The organism is Anaerocolumna sp. (genome assembly GCF_032079385.1).
Lineage (GTDB): Bacteria > Bacillota > Clostridia > Lachnospirales > Lachnospiraceae > Anaerocolumna.
On sequence record NZ_DAMAUC010000001.1, the window covers coordinates 1 to 18,042 of the forward strand.

The window sequence follows — 18,042 nt, forward strand, 5'->3', positions numbered from 1 at the left end:
CTCAATTTTTAAATATTGGCGCGATTCCTATCGCATAAGAACCATTAGCGAATTTCTCAAAGTCACTAGCAATATACAATATCCCCCACTCTCTATGGTCAATTTAGGTTTATGAGGCAAAGCTGTGTATTGAATAAGTTTAGATTCTCTTTTATAGGAATTTATAGTACTCTGATAGAGCCAATATTTTTACAAATTAATACTCAATCTAGATAGTAATTTCTATTGATTTCAATGTCTGTAAAATCTCTAATTCTATAGGTAATAATAGCTTTTAATCCCCATTAGCATTTGAAATATATGATCTGTTTAGAAATATGTATAGGAAATTGTAAAGCTTCTTACTTCTTTACAATTTAGATATGTTCTAAGTTTTTACTCTAGGTACTAATGATACTTGAAGGTTAGTAAACAGCTTTGCCACACAACGTAAATTGAACTCAGAAAGTGTTACTGGGGTTTTCGTAATGACTTTCGATAAAGTAAATCAGGATAACGTGGTGTATAGGATAAATTTGGCGTCATCCGGCCGAGAAGGCTGTTTATGGACGACTAGAGACTCAATGACAAGTATCGCCCTCTGCGATACTTGTCATGCGCTTTGAGGCTCTACAAAGGCCATGCCGCACGAGGGAAAGGTAGCAAAATTTATCCTATACACCGCGTTATCCTAACAAAATATAAATTGAGTCATTATGAAATCCCAGTAACACTTTCTGAGTTCTCTACAACTCCCCAGGCAAAGCGTCCTACTACGATAAATTTTTATATATCCTACAAGATTACGCCATCTCGGAATATGGAGATATCTTTATAGCCATAGATTTCGTTTTTGGTTTTTTCGCCGGAAGCAACTTTTAGTAAATAGTCGAAAAAGTCTTCGGTTACATCTTCAAAACTTTTGCCTTCTACCAGTTGGCCTGCATTATAATCAATCCAGTGCTGCTTTTTTTCAAAAAGCTTGGAGTTGGAAGATATCTTTACAGTTGGGACAGGAGAACCGAAAGGATTTCCGCGGCCTGTTGTAAATAAAATCATCTGGGCGCCGCTTGCAACTAAATTGGTACAGGATACCTGATCATTACCAGAGCCGGTAAGAAGGTTAAGACCATTTTCCTGTATGAGCTCTCCGTAATTTAGGACACCTACTATAGGAGCGTTTCCGCCTTTTTGAATGCAACCTAAGGATTTATCTTCTAAGGTGGTTATGCCACCTTTTTTGTTACCTGGTGAAGGATTTTCGTAAATGGTTTGATTATATTTTTTAAAATAGTTTTTGTAATTATTAATTAAATGAACTATATCTTTAAAAACATCTTGGGATACTGCACGTTCCATTAATAAGGTTTCTGCGCCAAACATTTCGGGAACCTCGGTAAGGATAGTAGAGCCGCCCTGTTTCACCAGAATATTATTAACTTTTCCGCAAAGAGCATTGGCAGTGATTCCAGAGAAACCATCAGAACCACCACATTTAAAGCCAAGGACTAATTTATCTGCCGATACTTTTTCACGTTTCATGGTAGATGCATAGTCTGAAAGTTCTTCAAGTAATTTTAAACCTTCTTCATATTCATCTTCAACCTCTTGGGTGATTAGGAATTTTACCCGGTTGGGGTCATAGTCTCCCAGGACAGGTCTAAAATTGTCCAAGTCATTATTCTCGCAGCCAAGACTTAATACTAAGACAGCTCCTGCATTGGGGTTATTGATAATACCTTTTAACAGCTGCTGGGTAGTTTTAAGGTCATCCCCCAACTGGCTGCATCCCATATTATGAGTATAAGCAAAGATACCATCGGTCTTACCGCCATATATAAGGTTTCCTTCATCTGCCAATAGTTTAGCAGTGTTATTAACGCAGCCAACGGTTGGAATAATCCAAACTTCGTTACGGATTCCTACACTTCCGTCGGGACGTACATAACCATTAAAATGCTTGTCTTTCTTTATTTCTGAAAATTGTTCTAAGATTTCTTTATTTGGATGATATTTATATTCAAGCAAATCATTTAAATTGGTTTTGACATTGTGGGTATGAACATGTTCCCCTTGCTTTATATCGGTAGTGGCATGTCCGATGGATTGGCCATATTTAATAATATGTTCCCCAGTTTTTATATCCTTTAAGGCAACCTTATGTCCAAAGGGTATATCTGTACTTAAGACTATGGAAATAGAACCAAGGGTATAAGTTTCACCGGCTTTCAAATCTTTTACAGCTACTGCCACACTATCTGTATCCGATATTAAAATTAATGCATTCTCAGATTGTGCCATATTCATTCTCCTATTCCTCACTTTTTGCTGTTTCTTAATTTATTCATTTTTATGTTCAATGTTATTAACAGTTTGATATCGCTTATCGTTTTTGCAACTTTATATAACTTGGATTATTTAGTTACAATTTCTTTTACTATGTCGCGAATGTTTCCATTTTCGATTTTCACTAAATAATCGGTAACTTTCTCTGTAAGGCCGCTAATCTTAGTTAAATCTTTTCCGCTCCAGAAAGCAGTATTGGAAAGGACAGCTTCCGGAATATCTTTTACGTTCTTCTTGGTCCATATGTCATAGAAGAAATCAATTACTTCTCCGTCATCTTTTATTTGATATTCTGTACCATCTGCTCGCTTGCCCCAATATTCCATACCCCGTTTTTCGCCCTGATAGAATTTAATAAATGCAGCCAGGGAGAAACAGAAAGCTTCCGGTAATTGAGATTTACGTTCCACATATTCTAAGATGGTAGGAAGACATCTGGCATTAAATTTAGAGCAGGAGTTTAATGAAATATCAAGGAGCTTATGTTTAATATATGGATTAGCAAAGCGGGCACCTACTTCATTAGCAAAAGACGCCAATTCTTCTTTTGGAAGATCTAAAGTTGGGATTACCTCATTGAGAATAACTTCATTTAAATAAGCTTCAAATACTTCGTCATTCATAAAGTCACCAACGAAATTATGTCCAGAAAGGTATGCTGCCAAAACCGTAGAAGTATGGGCACCATTTAAGATACGGACTTTTCTCATCTTATAAGGGGTAACATCCTCGGTCCAAAGTACATTGGCATCTGTTTTATGAATTGGAAGAATGTCAGCCCATTCTTTCTTACCTTCAATTACCCAAAGGTTAAATACTTCACTGGTAGTTATTATTTTATCCTGGTATCCTAACTTCTCCTCGAAATAATTGATTTGATCTTTGGGATATCCGGTAACTATACGGTCTACTAAAGTATTGGTGAATTTATTGGCATTTTCAACCCAGTTCACGAATTCTTCACCTAAGTTCCAATCCTTTGCATATTGAAGGATGATACGCTTTAATTCATCTCCGTTACGATCGATTAATTCCACAGGAAGGAATAGTAAGCCTCTTTCCATGTCACCATGAAATGCCTTGAATCTTTCGTATAGAAATGCAGTAACTTTTCCAGGGAAAGAAGAAGGGGGAGTATCGGTTAATTTGTCATCAGGTTTATAGGCAATACCTGCTTCAGTGGTATTAGATATAACAACTTCCAAGTCCTTGCTTCCGGCAAGTGTCATAAAGTCTTCATAATCATTATAAGGACTAATACATCTGGAAACAGAAGTGATTTTCTCGATTTTTTCAACAGGTTTACCATTCTCAATGCCTCTCATGGCAAGGGTATAAACTCCATTCTGGCTGTTGATAATATCACACAGACCATTTCCGATTGGCTGGCAAAGGACAATACTTCCCTGATATATGCCGTCTCGGTTAGCTTTATCAATCATCCAGTCAGCAAAGGAACGTAAGAAGTTGCCTTCACCGAATTGAAGAATTTTCTCAGGGTAATTACCATATACTTTCTCAACTGTTTCGTTAATTTGTTTCATTTTTAAGATCCTCCTATATGAAATCATTGATTAGCTGTATTATAATGTTGATTATACACCATGTATACAATGTTGTATACAACAAAATGCGAAAAAAATAAATTTGTAAAACTCATAGAATTATTTATTCAAGTATATGCAAACATATAATGAAAGTTGGGAGTCCGATTTGTATACAAGAACTATAATAATATAAAAGAAGTGTCATTTTGAGCTGAAAGGGGGAAAATTTAGTATTTTCTAAAGTTCATTGGATTTCAACCCTAGAATGACACTAATTAAAACATTATTAGAAAACATTATTAAAAAACATTATAAGAAAACATTATAAGAAAACATTATTAAAAACATTATTAAAAAGCATTATTAAAAACCATTATTAGAAGCATTATTAAAAACCATTGTTAAAGAAACATTCAAAAAGTATCGAAGAAGCATTACTAAAGGACACTTATTATAACAACATTTCCTCATATAACAAAATTATAATTCAAATCCACCAGAAAGTATAACGTTAAAAGCGGCATCTTTGCTGGCCATCAGGTGTGCTTCTAATGTATCAGCAGCTTTCTTATAATTCCTTTTTACAATTTCATTAGCAATTTCAATATGTTCTATCTGGGTTTTTTCTAAGCGATCTTTATTTAAATTACCGCTTAAAATTCTTAGTCTTGTATTTTGTGCACTCATATTATTATAACACTGTATAAAATATGGGTTTTCGCTTGAACAAACAATTAATCTATGAAAGGCATCATCCAACTCATGGATTTTAGACAAATCACCTGAACTGGAAGAAGTAATTAATTTAATTAAAGAATCACTCTCTGAAATTATTTTTTTTAGTTCATTAAAATGATTATCATCTATTCGGTTGCCGTAAGTAGCAAGAATATAAGGTTCCAGAAGAATCCGTGTCTCATAAATCATATTAATTTCATTAATATTTAAAGGTGCAACAACAACTCCTTTTTTGGGAAGGATTTTAATTAAGTTTTCCTGTTCCAATCTGCTTAAAGCATCTCGAATGGGAGTCCTGCTGACGTTTATTTCTTTACATAACTGCTCCTCATTTAAATAGGAATTAGGAGCATATTCACAGTTTAATATCTTAGTACGAATGGTTTGATAAGCCTGCTGCTTTAAACTTGTTTTCACTTTATCCTCAATTCTGGCCCTTAAGCCTATTTGGTTTCATTCAATAAATTTTTCAATATAACTTTATATTTGGAATTTTATAATATCATATATGTATACATTTGTGAATATGGGATTTTAACAATAATGTTTTAGCTATTTCTGCATTGGAACGGCTATGAGGTAATAGATGTATACAACATTAATTGTATTGTATATATAAATGCATAAAGCTATAATTAAAATATTGCTATGCTATTACCACAAGGAGATGATATGAGATGGAATGGTTACAATCATTAAATCGTGCAATTGACTATATGGAGGAACATTTAACCGATAATATTACCTGTGAAGATGTAGCAGAACATATTTATATATCAAGCTTTCATTTTCAAAGAACCTTTAACTTGCTAACCGGATTAACCATAGGGGAATATCTTAGAAACAGACGTTTATCATTGGCAGGACAGGAATTGTTAAAGAGAGAGGATAAGGTAATTGATATTGCTTTAAAGTTACTAATCAGAATTAATTTTATTGTTATTAGTAAATCTTGGATATATAATATAAGTAAGTATTTTCAATGAAAGAAGATGCTAAAATAGCCGAAAGGATTGGGTAATGTAATGGAGAAGGGTAAGTTTCAAACCGGCAGTCTTGAAAGGTTGTCCTATGGGGGATTTTTCTTAGGACAGAATATTATTTATGTGATACCATTTCAATTTTTATCTTATTTTTATCTGGAATATGTAGGCTTAAAATTAACGGATATTACTTTGATGCTATTTCTTGCAAAAGTATGGGATGCTGTAAATGATCCTATTATGGGTGCCATCGTTGACAAATGTAATTTCAAAAAGGGAAAATATCTTCCCTGGCTTAAGATTGTAACTTATTTATTACCTTTATCTTTAGTTCTCATGTTCATAAATCCCGATACATCCTACACTATAAAATTAATCTATGCTTATGCCACTTACATATTATTTGATATAGTTTATACTATTTCCGATGCACCTTTATTCTCCTTGTCTACCGTTATGAGCAGTCTGCCTTATGAACGGGATTTACTTATGTCTTATGGAAGATTTGCGGCGGCAGTTGCTGCAATACTTAGTGCTTTCTTTATGAGTATCAAAGGAAAAGCGGACTGGACACTTACCGTGGTTATTTACTGTTTCGTGGCATTTCTTGTCATGCTACCTTTACAATTTAAAGCAAAAGAACGGGTGGAATATCCCCGAAATAAGGATATTACATTTAAAGAAATATTTAAGTATCTATTTAAAAATAAATATTTATTGATCTATTACCTGGGTTATATGGCGGTGGGCTCCACCAATACACTTCAGATTATGGCAGCCATCTTTGCCAATTCGAATCTTGGAAATGATACTATGGTTACAGTTATTATGGGTGTTTCTATTCTGCCAATTATTATCATAGCTCCATTTTTACCAAAGCTTATTAATCAGTTTGGTAAGAAAAAAATCACTGTGTTTTGTTCCATTGCTACCATTATTATGTGTGTAATTCAATATGCCGCAGGCTATGATAATCTAATTGTTTTTCTCATTCTTTCAGCGATTCGTGTGGTATTTATGCAGACTCCTTTGATGTTATACGGAATGTTTACTGCAGATTGTATTGAATATGGTGCTTATATTAACGGAGAAAGAACGGAGGGCATTGCCTTTTCTCTGCAAACCTTTATAACAAAGCTTTCTGCCGCAGTATGTCAGACTTTATGCCTTGCCTTACTTAGTGTATCTGGGTATGTGGAACAGGCGGCGACCCAGTCTGCAAGAAGTTTACAAGGCATATGGATAATTTTGAGCCTGATGCCTATTGCAGGATATGCCATTATGATTATCATTATGGGAATCTATAAACTGGATGAGAAAAAAGTAGAAGAAATGCTGGAGCATAATAAGAGGAGGGAAAGCAATGGCTGAAAAAGTAAACCTTCTTAGGAAAAATCCAGAGGAGTATAGAAATTCAGAAAATGCAAGCTTCATAAAAGAACGGGCAAAACAACTGGTTTCCCAGATGACCCTGAAAGAAAAAGCAGGTTTATGTTCCGGCAGGGATACCTGGTATTTAAAATCTGTGGAAGGGCTGGGCTTAGAATCTATTATGATGGCTGACGGCCCCCACGGTTTAAGAAAGCAAGTGGAGGAAGGAGATAATCTTGGAATCGGAAACAGCCTTCCAGCTGTGTGTTTTCCAACTGCAAGTGCTTTAGCCTGTAGTTTTGATAAGGAATTAGTTTATTTAGTCGGTAAAGCATTAGGAGAAGAATGCAAAAAGGAACAGGTATCTGTTCTTTTGGGACCGGGAGTAAACCAAAAGCGAAGTCCTTTGTGCGGACGCAACTTTGAATATTTTAGTGAAGATCCTGTTCTTTCCGGGGAATTGGCTGCAAGTATGATAGAGGGTATCCAAAGTCAGGGAATTGGAACATCACTGAAACATTTTGCGGTAAATAATCAAGAAAAAAGACGTATGACCATTGATGCAGTGGTAGACGAGAGGACTTTAAGGGAGACTTACTTAAAGGCCTTTGAAATAGCGGTGAAAAAGGGAAAGCCCTGGACGGTAATGTGCGCCTATAATCGGCTAAATGGCACCTATTGCAGCGAAAATGCAGATTTACTTATGGGGATACTTCGGGAAGAATGGGGCTTTGAGGGTTTAGTGGTTTCTGACTGGGGTGCGGTAAGTAACCGCGTTCTAGGCATCAAAGCAGGCGAAGATTTAGAAATGCCCGGAGGTGTGGAGGTTAATGATAAAAGAATCATTGAGGCTGTACAGAGTGGGCAGCTATCCATGGAGGCCTTGGATACGGTAATAATTCGTATTGCCCAGTTAATACTAAAAGCCATGAAATCCAAGACAGAAAGTAAGGATTCAGATATTGAGAGACACTGCAGTATGGAAGAACATCATGATCTGGCCATACGGGCAGCAGAAGAATCCGCTGTACTTCTTAAGAATGAAGGAAGAATTTTACCTGGTAATATAGCACAGAAAGCCCTGGTTATTGGGTCTATGGCTAAAATACCGAGATACCAGGGAGCAGGAAGTTCTAAGATTCATCCGGTGAAAGTGGATAGCCCCCTTACTATGTTGATAAACTCTGGGTTGAACATAGAATATGTGGATGGATACTATATGAATGATTCAAAAAACGATAATCTGATCCGGGAAGCCTGTGAAGCAGCCAAAGGCAAGGATATTATTTATATTTTTGCAGGACTTCCTGACGGATATGAATCGGAAGGTTTTGACCGAAGTTCCTTGAGGTTACCGGAAAGTCAAAACCGTTTAATAGAAACAATTGCAGATAGTAATCCTAATGTGGCAGTAATTCTGGCAGGAGGATCCCCTATGGAACTTCCATGGGAGAAAAAAGTGAAAGGAATCCTGTTAACCTATCTGGCAGGAGAAGGTTGTGGCTCTGCAATCGCTAATCTGCTTCTTGGGAAAGCAGTCCCTTGTGGAAAGTTAGCAGAGACCTGGCCTCTTAGTATAGAGGATGTACCTTCTTATCATTATTTTCCCGGTGGAAATACATCGGTCGAATACCGTGAAAGTATTTATGTAGGCTATAAGTATTATGAAAGGGCAGAAAAACCGGTACTTTATCCTTTTGGGCACGGTTTGTCCTATACTGCATTTACTTATTCTAATATTAATGTGGAAAAAGAGAACTATGAATATGGAGAGCCGATTGTGGTAACTTTTGACGTAGAGAATACAGGAGCAGTAGAAGGTAAAGAAATTGCACTTTTATTCATAAGCCATAAGAATGAAAAAGTATTTATGCCAGTTAAAGAATTAAAAGCATTTGAGGCGGTTAAGCTGCAGCCCGGTGAAAAGAGAACCCTTTCCATAACTTTGGAACCTTCTGATTTTACATATTATAATACCCTGATTCATGACTGGTATGCAGAAAGTGGAATGTATACCATATGGATTGGAACATCAAGTTCGGATTGCAGATTACAAAGGAATATTTATATCAACAATACAGAACAACCTCAACCGGATTTAAGGGAGGCTGCTTCTGACTATTATAATTTAGGCAAGGGGGAATTACGGATATCGGATAAAGCCTTTGCGGCATTGTATGGTAAACCATTATTACCTATAGATAAAGTATTTACCCGCCCTTATGATGATAACAACACCTTAATGGATGTAAATCATACTTTTATAGGTAAGCTGATTATGAAAGCAGCCGATCATATTGCAGTTAGTAAAACAACAGGAGGACCGGAAGACAGGGCAATGATGACTGCCATGATTAGAGAAATGCCATTTCACTCCATGGTAACCTCAGGTGGAGGCATGATAACAGAGAATATGATGGAGGGTATTCTGGATTTGTTGAACGGGCATTATATAAGAGGCATCGGTAAGTTATTGAAAAATAAGAAATGAAATATGGGTATACCAGATTACTCGGTCTGTCTTCTTAAAAGGAGGATGTTTTTATATGAAACGTAATAAGCTTAATTACAACAGCAAAATAAAAGACATTTACGCCAATCCCATTGGTCATGACGTGCTTTATAAATTGTTACTGCAATTGAATAAAAGTGAAAAATTAGTAACCAATCCTATCATAAAAAACCTTTCCCTAAAAACAGTAGTTTCCCTTACCCAAAAGTCCTTAGGAACTGAATTTTTTGATGTTTTACTGGAGTTATTAAACAGTGAAGGGGAGTATCCTCGTACCGCACAAAAGGGTACTAAGCCAACATGGTGGAAAGAGGCCGTTTTCTATCAGATTTATCCCAGAAGTTTTATGGATTCCGATGGTGATGGCATTGGAGATATAAAAGGAATTATTTCAAAGCTTGATTATTTAAAAGAGCTGGGAGTAGATGCAATCTGGCTTTCTCCTATTTATGATTCTCCAAATGATGATAATGGTTATGATATTAGAGATTATTATGACATTATGAGTGAGTTTGGAACCATGGAAGATTTTGAGCGTCTTTTGGCAGAAGTACATAAAAGGGGGATGAAATTAATTATGGATCTGGTAGTTAATCATACCTCAGATGAACATACTTGGTTTCAGGAGGTCATCAAGAAACCGGAATCAAAATATAAAGAGTATTATTTATTCCAAAAATCCAAGGATGAAAATCCCCCCAACAACTGGACTTCCTTTTTTAGCGGGACAGCGTGGAATTACTATAAGGAATTGGATGAATGGGCTCTTCATTTATTTTCTAAGAAACAGATGGACTTAAATTGGGATAATGAAAATGTAAGAAAAGATATACAGAAAATGATTCGCTGGTGGTTAACAAAAGGAGTGGATGGTTTTCGTCTGGATGTGATTAACTATATCTCAAAAAGGGAAGGTCTGCCCTGGGGAAATAAAACGGTCGGAGAATTAATGGGGTACTATGGTATTGAAAATTACTATTATGGGCCAAATCTTCATAAGTATCTACGGGAAATCAGAGCGGAAGCCTTTGAACCCTTCCAAGCTTTTAGTGTAGGAGAAACACCGGGAGTTGGAATGGAAATGAGTAAACTTCTTACCGCTGATTACAGACAGGAACTGGATATGGTGTTTTCTTTTGACCATTTGGAAACACCGGGACATGTTCGCTTTGATGATTACCAATATGACTTAAATTATCTAAAGGAATATTTGATTCATTGGATGGAGCATTATGGAGATGCTTGCTGGATGTCATTATTTTATGAAAATCATGATAATCCCAGGATGATATCCAAGGTAAATAACAATCCTGCTTTTCGTGAGCCATTGGCAAAACTGTTGGCTATGATACAATTAACCTTAAAAGGAACTCCATTTATCTTTCAAGGTCAGGAAATCGGCTCTGTAAACAAAACATTTCAATCCATTAACGATTTAAGAGATGTGGAAAGTATTAATTTATATAAGGAATTAATAGAAAAGTCAAGTGCAGAGAATGCCTTTCAAAAAATTTTAAGTGGCAGCAGAGATCACGCAAGAACACCAATGCAATGGAATAATAAGAAGAATGCCGGATTTACAGAGGGTTCACCTTGGATAGGAACTGATGAAGATTATAGAGAATGGAATGTGGAAAAGCAATTGGAAAATGGGGATTCTGTTTTAAACTTTTACAAACACTTAATACAGCTGCGTAAAGAACATAAAGCTCTTACTTATGGAGAATTTGAAGCTGTTAATAAGAAGAAAAAAGATAGGTTTACTTACTATAGGAAGTGGGAAAAGGAAGAGTTCTTTATTGAATGTAATTTGAGCAATAGTACTTTAAGAAGGAGCTCTAAGGCGGTAGGGTATGAATTAATATTATCTAATTACAGTGAACCGGCAAAAGAATTAAGACCATACGAGGCAAATTTATATAAAGTGTAAAACAGAAACTAGAAATTAGCTGATAAAGGAACCTATAATTAAAGGAGGGACTAGATACTATAGTCCCTCGGCTTGGGGTACTTTAAACCATTGTGATTATTATATATTGTATTTACATCTGAGGTAATTCAGTGTATAATGAGAAAGGTGAGTTGTTAAGAAAATAACAGAGATTTCTAAGAACGAACCACTTTATATGAATGAATAAAGACATTAAATTAAATGAGAGATAAAATAAAGTTATCGTACTGAGCACAAGGATATTTTCCGAGTGAAAAGGCGAGAGTATAATATAGAAGCAGCCCCAGTAATAATGAAATATTTATTATAGGAGTTGTTATATCTATGATACCGAATCCTTGTGCCATTTCTGCCGAGGATTTTTTGTTTTATATACAATTTGTAGCATGGCTGTCCGACAGCCTTTCATAGCACATGAAAATTTGAGGGAATATAATATATATTCCGTCGCATTATCATATTGCTGTACTTCCAATTACTAAGAAAGCGAGCTGACTTATGACAAATATAAAAGCATTGATTGATACTTTAGAAGCACAAGGCTGTTTATCCAAAGAAGAATATGTAGAATTGCTGTCTAATTATTCTAAAGAAGATGCAGAGTATCTCAAAGAAAAAGCCCGTAAAATTGCAAAGAAATATTATGGTGATAAAATCTATACCAGGGGCTTAATTGAATTTACAAATTACTGTAAAAATGACTGCTATTATTGCGGTATACGGCGAAGCAACAAAAATGTGGTACGTTACCGCCTAACAAAAGAAGATATTTTAAACTGCTGTGAGCAAGGCTATGAGCTGGGTTTTCGTACTTTTGTATTACAGGGCGGAGAGGATGGACATTTCACAGATGATATGCTGATTGATATTATTACGGCTATTAAAAAAGGCTACCCTGATTGTGCTCTAACCTTATCCATTGGAGAACGAAGTTATGAATCCTATAAACGATTTCGTGAAGCGGGAGCTGACCGTTATCTGCTACGGCATGAAACTGCTAACGAAGAACATTTTGGAAAGCTTCATCCGGCCAATCAAACCTTAAAGAATAGAAAGCAATGTTTAAGAGAGTTAAAGTCCTTAGGTTTCCAAGTTGGCTGCGGGCTCATGGTAGGTTCCCCTTATCAGACAGTGGAGAATCTGGCGGAAGATTTACTTTTTATAAAAGAATTATCTCCTTCCATGATTGGAATCGGTCCATTTTTACCACATCATGAGACACCATTTGCAGATGAAAAGGCAGGTTCTTATGAACTTACCCTGGTATTATTAAGTATATTACGGTTGATTATTCCAAACGCGTTAATTCCGGCCACTACCGCACTGGGTACTATTAATCCCTTAGGAAGAGAGAATGGCATATTATCCGGTGCTAATGTAGTTATGCCGAATTTATCCCCGGTTTCTGTCCGTAAACAATATGAACTATATGATAATAAAATCTGTACCGGCGATGAAGCTGCTGAATGTAAGTTCTGCCTGCAAAACCGCATGAAACGAATCGGATATGAAATAGTAGCAGAACGGGGAGACATGAAGCCTCTATAATAAGTTCAGGTATTTAAAAACGTACTTATAAATTTAAGGATAAGTACGGTTATATATATCATGATAATCTTTATGGTTTTAAGAACCTGTTAACAAAAGTATAGTAAGGAGATGCAAATTATGTATGATGTAAAATCAAAAAAGGCAGAGGAATTTATCTGCCACCAAGAGATACTGGAAACTATAGAATATGCCAAAGAAAACAAAAGCAACCGGACGTTAATTGACAACATAATCGAAAAAGCAAAATTAATGAAGGGAATTTCCCACCGGGAAGCCGCTGTTTTACTGGAGTGTGATTTAGAAGATGAGATTCAGAAGATTTACGATCTTGCCAAAGAAATTAAACTAAGATTCTATGGGAACCGCATCGTTATGTTTGCACCCCTTTACTTATCTAATTATTGTGTGAATGGCTGTGTTTACTGTCCTTATCACCATAAAAATAAACACATTACAAGAAAGAAACTGACTCAGGATGAGATCCGTGAAGAAGTAATTGCATTACAGGATATGGGACATAAGCGTCTTGCATTGGAAACGGGAGAAGATCCAATAAACAGTCCTATTGAATATGTGCTGGAAAGTATAGAGACCATTTATTCCATCAAGCATAAGAACGGTGCCATCCGCCGGGTTAATGTGAATATTGCGGCAACAACAGTTGATAATTATAGAAAGTTAAAAGAAGCAGGAATAGGAACTTATATATTATTCCAGGAAACCTATCATAAAGAGAATTATGAAAACCTTCATCCTACAGGGCCAAAGCATAACTATGCTTACCATACGGAAGCAATGGACCGTGCAATGGAGGGTGGAATTGATGATGTAGGTTTAGGGGTATTGTTTGGATTAAATATGTATCGCTATGATTTTATAGGATTGCTTATGCATGCGGAGCATTTAGAAGCAGCCATTGGAGTAGGTCCACATACTATAAGTGTACCAAGAATTCGTCCTGCAGATGATATTAATCCGGAAGACTTTAAAGACGGTATCTCCGATGAAATGTTTGAAAAAATCGTAGCAATACTTCGAATTGCGGTTCCTTATACCGGAATGATCGTTTCAACCCGTGAATCCAAGAAAACAAGAGAACGTGTATTGGAACTTGGAATTACCCAGATTAGCGGTGGCTCTAAGACCAGTGTAGGTGGTTATGCGGAACCGGAATTAGAGGAAGAAAATTCAGCTCAATTCGATGTAGATGATAAACGTCCGCTTAATCAGGTAGTAAACTGGCTGTTAACCTTAGGTTATATACCAAGTTTTTGTACGGCATGTTATCGCGAAGGAAGAACAGGAGACCGCTTTATGAGTCTTGTAAAATCCGGTCAAATCGTAAACTGCTGTCAGCCAAATGCATTAATGACCTTAAAGGAATATCTGGAAGATTATGCAGACCCGGATACCAAAGTTAAGGGAGAAACAGTTATTGAAAAGGAACTAGAACATATCACCAACCAGAAAGTAAAGGGTATTGCCATAGATTATCTAAAACAGGTACAGGAAGGAAAGAGAGACTTCCGATTCTAATATGCCTTAAGGCTTTGTAGGAGTGTAAGAAACGTTATTTTAGAAAATACAATAACATAAGACTGAAAATATAACTACAGAAAGGTAGATGCAAGTATGAGTCTAAATGATACACCTAGGGCGAACCGCCTTCATATTGGGATATTTGGAAAGAGGAACAGCGGAAAATCTACATTAATTAATGCCATTACAGGGCATAACACGGCTTTGGTTTCTGATGTAGCAGGAACCACCACAGATCCGGTGTATAAGACCATGGAAATTCACGGAATTGGGCCATGTGTGTTAATAGACACTGCAGGATTTGATGATGAAGGCGAATTAGGGCATATGCGTGTGGAAAAGACCAGACTTGCAATGGAGAAAACGGATATTGCACTTATTGTCTGTTGTGATGAGGAGATTAGGGAAGAACTATATTGGATTGATTTATTTAAGAAGAGAAAAACTCCTTTTATTATTATCATTAATAAGGCAGATATAATTACCAATGCAGAATATATTTCCCGGTTATTTATAGAAGCCTGTAAAGAAACTCCTTTAATCATTAGCGCAAAGAACAAAATAGGGATAGATGCTATCCGGAAAGAAATAATGAGAAAGCTTCCTGAGGACTATGATGCTGCAAGTATTACAGGAAATCTTGTAGGAGAAAATGATACGGTATTACTGGTTATGCCACAGGATATTCAGGCACCCAAAGGAAGGTTAATACTGCCCCAGGTGCAGACACTACGGGAACTGCTGGATAAAAAGTGTATTGTTTCAAGCTGTACTACAGATAAACTGGATCAGGCACTGGCTAATTTTGTGATGCCGCCAAAACTAATCATTACGGATTCCCAGGTATTTCGAATTGTTTATGACAAAAAGCCGAATGAGAGTATGCTTACCTCCTTCTCCGTACTATTTGCCAACTACAAAGGGGATATTCACTACTATGCCGAAAGTGCGGCTGCCATTGAACAATTAAGACCAAGTTCAAAAGTGCTGATTGCAGAAGCTTGTACTCATGCACCTTTGTCAGAAGACATTGGAAGAGAAAAGATTCCCCGTATGCTAAGAAAAAAAGTTGGAGAGGAATTAACGATTGATATAGTGAGCGGTTCAGACTTTCCGGTAGATTTGTCAAAATACGATTTAATAATTCAGTGCGGAGCCTGTATGTTTAACCGAAAGTATGTATTAAATCGCATTGAACAAGCACAAAATCAAAAGGTTCCCATGACAAACTATGGTGTAGTAATCGCTTATTTAACAGGTATATTGGATAAAATAGAATATTAATATTAACCTCATCAGGGAAGTGGGTTTGCCTGTTTCAGCAAGAGCCAATCTCCCGCTGAAAGGCCACGTAGCGGCAATGAGGTTAGAGCCGTAGCGTAAGCGGATAAACTTGCCTTAAGCAAGTGGAATATACCCTTAGACATAAGTGAATAGAGATTTTATGAATTAGCATATCATTTAAATTAATTATTAATAATGTCATTCTTATATAAAATGTAATGAAGTTATCGTTCTTGCTGGTAGTTACTTTTTATAATGGGAGTGACATTTTTTATAGAAATTACCAAGATACTATTTAAAAGAAAACAATTGCAAAACCGGTAATTTTAAAAATTTCTTTTATTGTTGTAAATTTCATGGTATTATAATTGAGGCACATTGAAATTCACATATATTATGGAGGTATTAAAAAATGACGATTTCTTTGTTTGAATTTCTGAATCAGCTGACATCGAATCTACCTTTGCTGATTACAGTTATTCTTACGCTTGGTGTTATTCTGGTAAATGGTTGGACAGATGCTCCAAATGCAATTGCGACCTGTGTTTCTACCAGATGTTTAAGACCGGAAAAGGCTATTTTGCTAGCGGCAGTCTTTAATTTCTTTGGAGTGTTATTTATGACCGTTGTTAATGCTACGGTTGCAGAAACCATTTATAATATGGTAGACTTTGGAGGTGATACAAAGGATGCATTAGTTGCACTTTGTGCTGCACTGTTTGCAATTGTTTTATGGGCAACTGCTGCTTGGGCATTTGGTATTCCAACAAGCGAGAGTCATGCACTTATTGCAGGAGTATCTGGATCTGCTATTGCTCTTCAAGGTGGTTTAGGTGGTATTAATGGTAACGAGTGGATTAAGGTTATAATTGGTTTAATCTTTTCTACGGCAGCTGGATTTGTTGCAGGCTATATTGTTACTAAAATAGTTGAAATGATATGTAAAGGTATGAATCGTAGAAAGACCAATGAATTTTTCACCGGTGCACAAATTGCAGGTGCTGCTTCTATGGCATTTATGCATGGAGCACAAGATGGACAAAAATTCATGGGTGTATTTTTATTAGGTGTATTTTTAGCAAATGGACAAGGAAATGTTACAAATTTTACAATTCCTGTTTGGCTAATGATTTTATGCTCAGTGGTTATGGCTTTAGGAACTTCCATTGGGGGATATAAAATTATAAAATCAGTTGGAATGGGAATGGTTAAATTAGAAAAATACCAAGGTTTTGCAGCAGATATTGCAGCTTCTTTCGTATTATTAATATCTTCCGTCAAAGGTATTCCGGTTAGTACAACCCACACAAAAACTACCGCCATCATGGGAGTTGGCGCATCTAAAAGGCTCTCTTCTGTCAACTGGGGAACCGTAAAAGAAATGGTTTTAGCATGGGTACTTACTTTCCCGGGGTGTGGCATTATCGGTTATCTAATGGCACTTTTATTTATGCGCATATTTTAACGCAAAGATATTATTATAATATGAAATTTTAGTAAACATTATGTAAAAGATTTGTAAAGGAAAATTGAATCGGTTTGATTTTTATATAAGAAAGGATATAAAAACAATGGCTAAAAACAAAGATTATAATTATTTTAAGAAATTTGTAGAATTAATAGATTATTCCTGTCAGTCCTCTAAAATCTTAGAAGATAGCTTAGAAAATTTTGATACAAAAACAATTGAAAATAAGCTGGAAGAACTTCATAAAATTGAACATACTGCTGACTTAGCAAAACATGAATTAATGCATCAACTTGCCGTAGAATTTATTGCGCCCCTTGAAAGAGAAGATATTGTAAGCTTATCTCAGAAGATTGATGATATTACCGATACCATAGAAGATGTCTTAATTAAAATCCATATATACAATGTGCAGTCCATGAAGTCCGACATATTTCAGTTTACGAAATTAGTCTCCAGATGCTGCCTTGCTCTTAAGACAGCTTTAGAAGAATTCCATAATTATAAAAAATCAACCTCATTAAAAGCAAAATTGATTGAGGTAAATGATTTAGAAGAAGAAGGAGATCGTTTATACTACAAAACCGTTGCCAGACTATATCGTGAATCTAAGGATCCCGTAGAATTATTAGTTTGGACAGAGATTTATGATCACCTTGAAAAATGCTGTGATGCATGTGAAGAAGTGTCCGATGTAATCGAATCGGTTATCATGAAGAATTCCTAATAACAATATCTTGAGCTTAAATTCAACCGCTTTGAATTCTAAGCTC

Annotated in this window: 12 protein-coding genes; 9 read left to right on the plus strand and 3 right to left on the minus strand. The window is 36.0% G+C overall.

Annotated elements, in window-relative coordinates; genetic code table 11:
- Positions 1–774: 774 nt before the first annotated feature.
- From RT261_RS00005 to RT261_RS00015, 3 genes are all read right to left on the minus strand, one after another.
- Positions 775–2,280 (minus strand): UxaA family hydrolase, encoded by a 1,506-nt coding sequence (locus RT261_RS00005; protein WP_313127812.1) that lies wholly within the window; start codon positions 2,278–2,280, stop codon positions 775–777.
- Positions 2,281–2,393: 113 nt separating this feature from the next.
- On the minus strand, positions 2,394–3,869 hold the full coding sequence (locus tag RT261_RS00010) for a tagaturonate reductase (protein ID WP_313127813.1): 1,476 nt from the start codon (positions 3,867–3,869) through the stop codon (positions 2,394–2,396).
- A 483-nt stretch (positions 3,870–4,352) separates the two neighbouring features.
- Entirely contained in the window at positions 4,353–5,027 is a 675-nt protein-coding gene (locus RT261_RS00015; protein ID WP_313127815.1) for a GntR family transcriptional regulator, read from the minus strand.
- 260 nt (positions 5,028–5,287) lie between these two features.
- On the opposite strand from RT261_RS00015, the gene RT261_RS00020 reads away from it, so the two are divergent.
- From RT261_RS00020 to RT261_RS00060, 9 genes are all read left to right on the plus strand, one after another.
- The gene (locus RT261_RS00020) at positions 5,288–5,596 is read left to right on the plus strand and encodes an AraC family transcriptional regulator (RefSeq protein ID WP_313127817.1); all 309 of its coding nucleotides are present in this window, start codon (positions 5,288–5,290) and stop codon (positions 5,594–5,596) included.
- Positions 5,597–5,635: 39 nt separating this feature from the next.
- The gene (locus RT261_RS00025) at positions 5,636–6,964 is read left to right on the plus strand and encodes an MFS transporter (protein WP_313127818.1); all 1,329 of its coding nucleotides are present in this window, start codon (positions 5,636–5,638) and stop codon (positions 6,962–6,964) included.
- Complete coding sequence (locus RT261_RS00030; protein ID WP_313127820.1) at positions 6,957–9,455, plus strand: glycoside hydrolase family 3 C-terminal domain-containing protein; 2,499 nt, start codon at positions 6,957–6,959, stop codon at positions 9,453–9,455. The genes RT261_RS00025 and RT261_RS00030 overlap by 8 nt, the downstream gene beginning before the upstream one ends.
- A gap of 55 nt (positions 9,456–9,510) precedes the next feature.
- Positions 9,511–11,406, plus strand: coding sequence for an alpha-glucosidase (locus tag RT261_RS00035; RefSeq protein WP_313127822.1), 1,896 nt, complete (start codon positions 9,511–9,513; stop codon positions 11,404–11,406).
- A gap of 519 nt (positions 11,407–11,925) precedes the next feature.
- The gene (gene hydE, locus RT261_RS00040; protein ID WP_313127824.1) at positions 11,926–12,975 is read left to right on the plus strand and encodes a [FeFe] hydrogenase H-cluster radical SAM maturase HydE; all 1,050 of its coding nucleotides are present in this window, start codon (positions 11,926–11,928) and stop codon (positions 12,973–12,975) included.
- A 120-nt stretch (positions 12,976–13,095) separates the two neighbouring features.
- Positions 13,096–14,514, plus strand: a complete 1,419-nt coding sequence (hydG, locus tag RT261_RS00045) for a [FeFe] hydrogenase H-cluster radical SAM maturase HydG (RefSeq protein ID WP_313127825.1) — start codon at positions 13,096–13,098, stop codon at positions 14,512–14,514.
- Between the two features lie 96 nt (positions 14,515–14,610).
- Positions 14,611–15,801, plus strand: coding sequence for a [FeFe] hydrogenase H-cluster maturation GTPase HydF (gene hydF, locus RT261_RS00050; RefSeq protein WP_313127827.1), 1,191 nt, complete (start codon positions 14,611–14,613; stop codon positions 15,799–15,801).
- Between the two features lie 412 nt (positions 15,802–16,213).
- Positions 16,214–17,266, plus strand: a complete 1,053-nt coding sequence (locus RT261_RS00055; RefSeq protein ID WP_313127828.1) for an inorganic phosphate transporter — start codon at positions 16,214–16,216, stop codon at positions 17,264–17,266.
- Positions 17,267–17,372: 106 nt separating this feature from the next.
- Positions 17,373–17,996: a DUF47 domain-containing protein gene (locus RT261_RS00060; protein ID WP_313127829.1), complete on the plus strand. Its 624-nt coding sequence runs from the start codon at positions 17,373–17,375 to the stop codon at positions 17,994–17,996.
- The last annotated feature ends 46 nt before the right edge of the window (positions 17,997–18,042 follow it).

What these genes read in the sequence shown, in the direction of transcription:
- RT261_RS00005 (WP_313127812.1), bottom strand. Translation starts at nt 2,280, where the DNA reads ATGGCACAATCTGAGAATGCATTAATTTTAATATCGGATACAGATAGT.
- RT261_RS00010 (WP_313127813.1), bottom strand. Translation starts at nt 3,869, where the DNA reads ATGAAACAAATTAACGAAACAGTTGAGAAAGTATATGGTAATTACCCT.
- RT261_RS00020 (WP_313127817.1), top strand. Translation starts at nt 5,288, where the DNA reads ATGGAATGGTTACAATCATTAAATCGTGCAATTGACTATATGGAGGAA.
- RT261_RS00025 (WP_313127818.1), top strand. Translation starts at nt 5,636, where the DNA reads ATGGAGAAGGGTAAGTTTCAAACCGGCAGTCTTGAAAGGTTGTCCTAT.
- RT261_RS00030 (WP_313127820.1), top strand. Translation starts at nt 6,957, where the DNA reads ATGGCTGAAAAAGTAAACCTTCTTAGGAAAAATCCAGAGGAGTATAGA.
- RT261_RS00035 (WP_313127822.1), top strand. Translation starts at nt 9,511, where the DNA reads ATGAAACGTAATAAGCTTAATTACAACAGCAAAATAAAAGACATTTAC.
- hydE (WP_313127824.1), top strand. Translation starts at nt 11,926, where the DNA reads ATGACAAATATAAAAGCATTGATTGATACTTTAGAAGCACAAGGCTGT.
- hydG (WP_313127825.1), top strand. Translation starts at nt 13,096, where the DNA reads ATGTATGATGTAAAATCAAAAAAGGCAGAGGAATTTATCTGCCACCAA.
- hydF (WP_313127827.1), top strand. Translation starts at nt 14,611, where the DNA reads ATGAGTCTAAATGATACACCTAGGGCGAACCGCCTTCATATTGGGATA.
- RT261_RS00055 (WP_313127828.1), top strand. Translation starts at nt 16,214, where the DNA reads ATGACGATTTCTTTGTTTGAATTTCTGAATCAGCTGACATCGAATCTA.
- RT261_RS00060 (WP_313127829.1), top strand. Translation starts at nt 17,373, where the DNA reads ATGGCTAAAAACAAAGATTATAATTATTTTAAGAAATTTGTAGAATTA.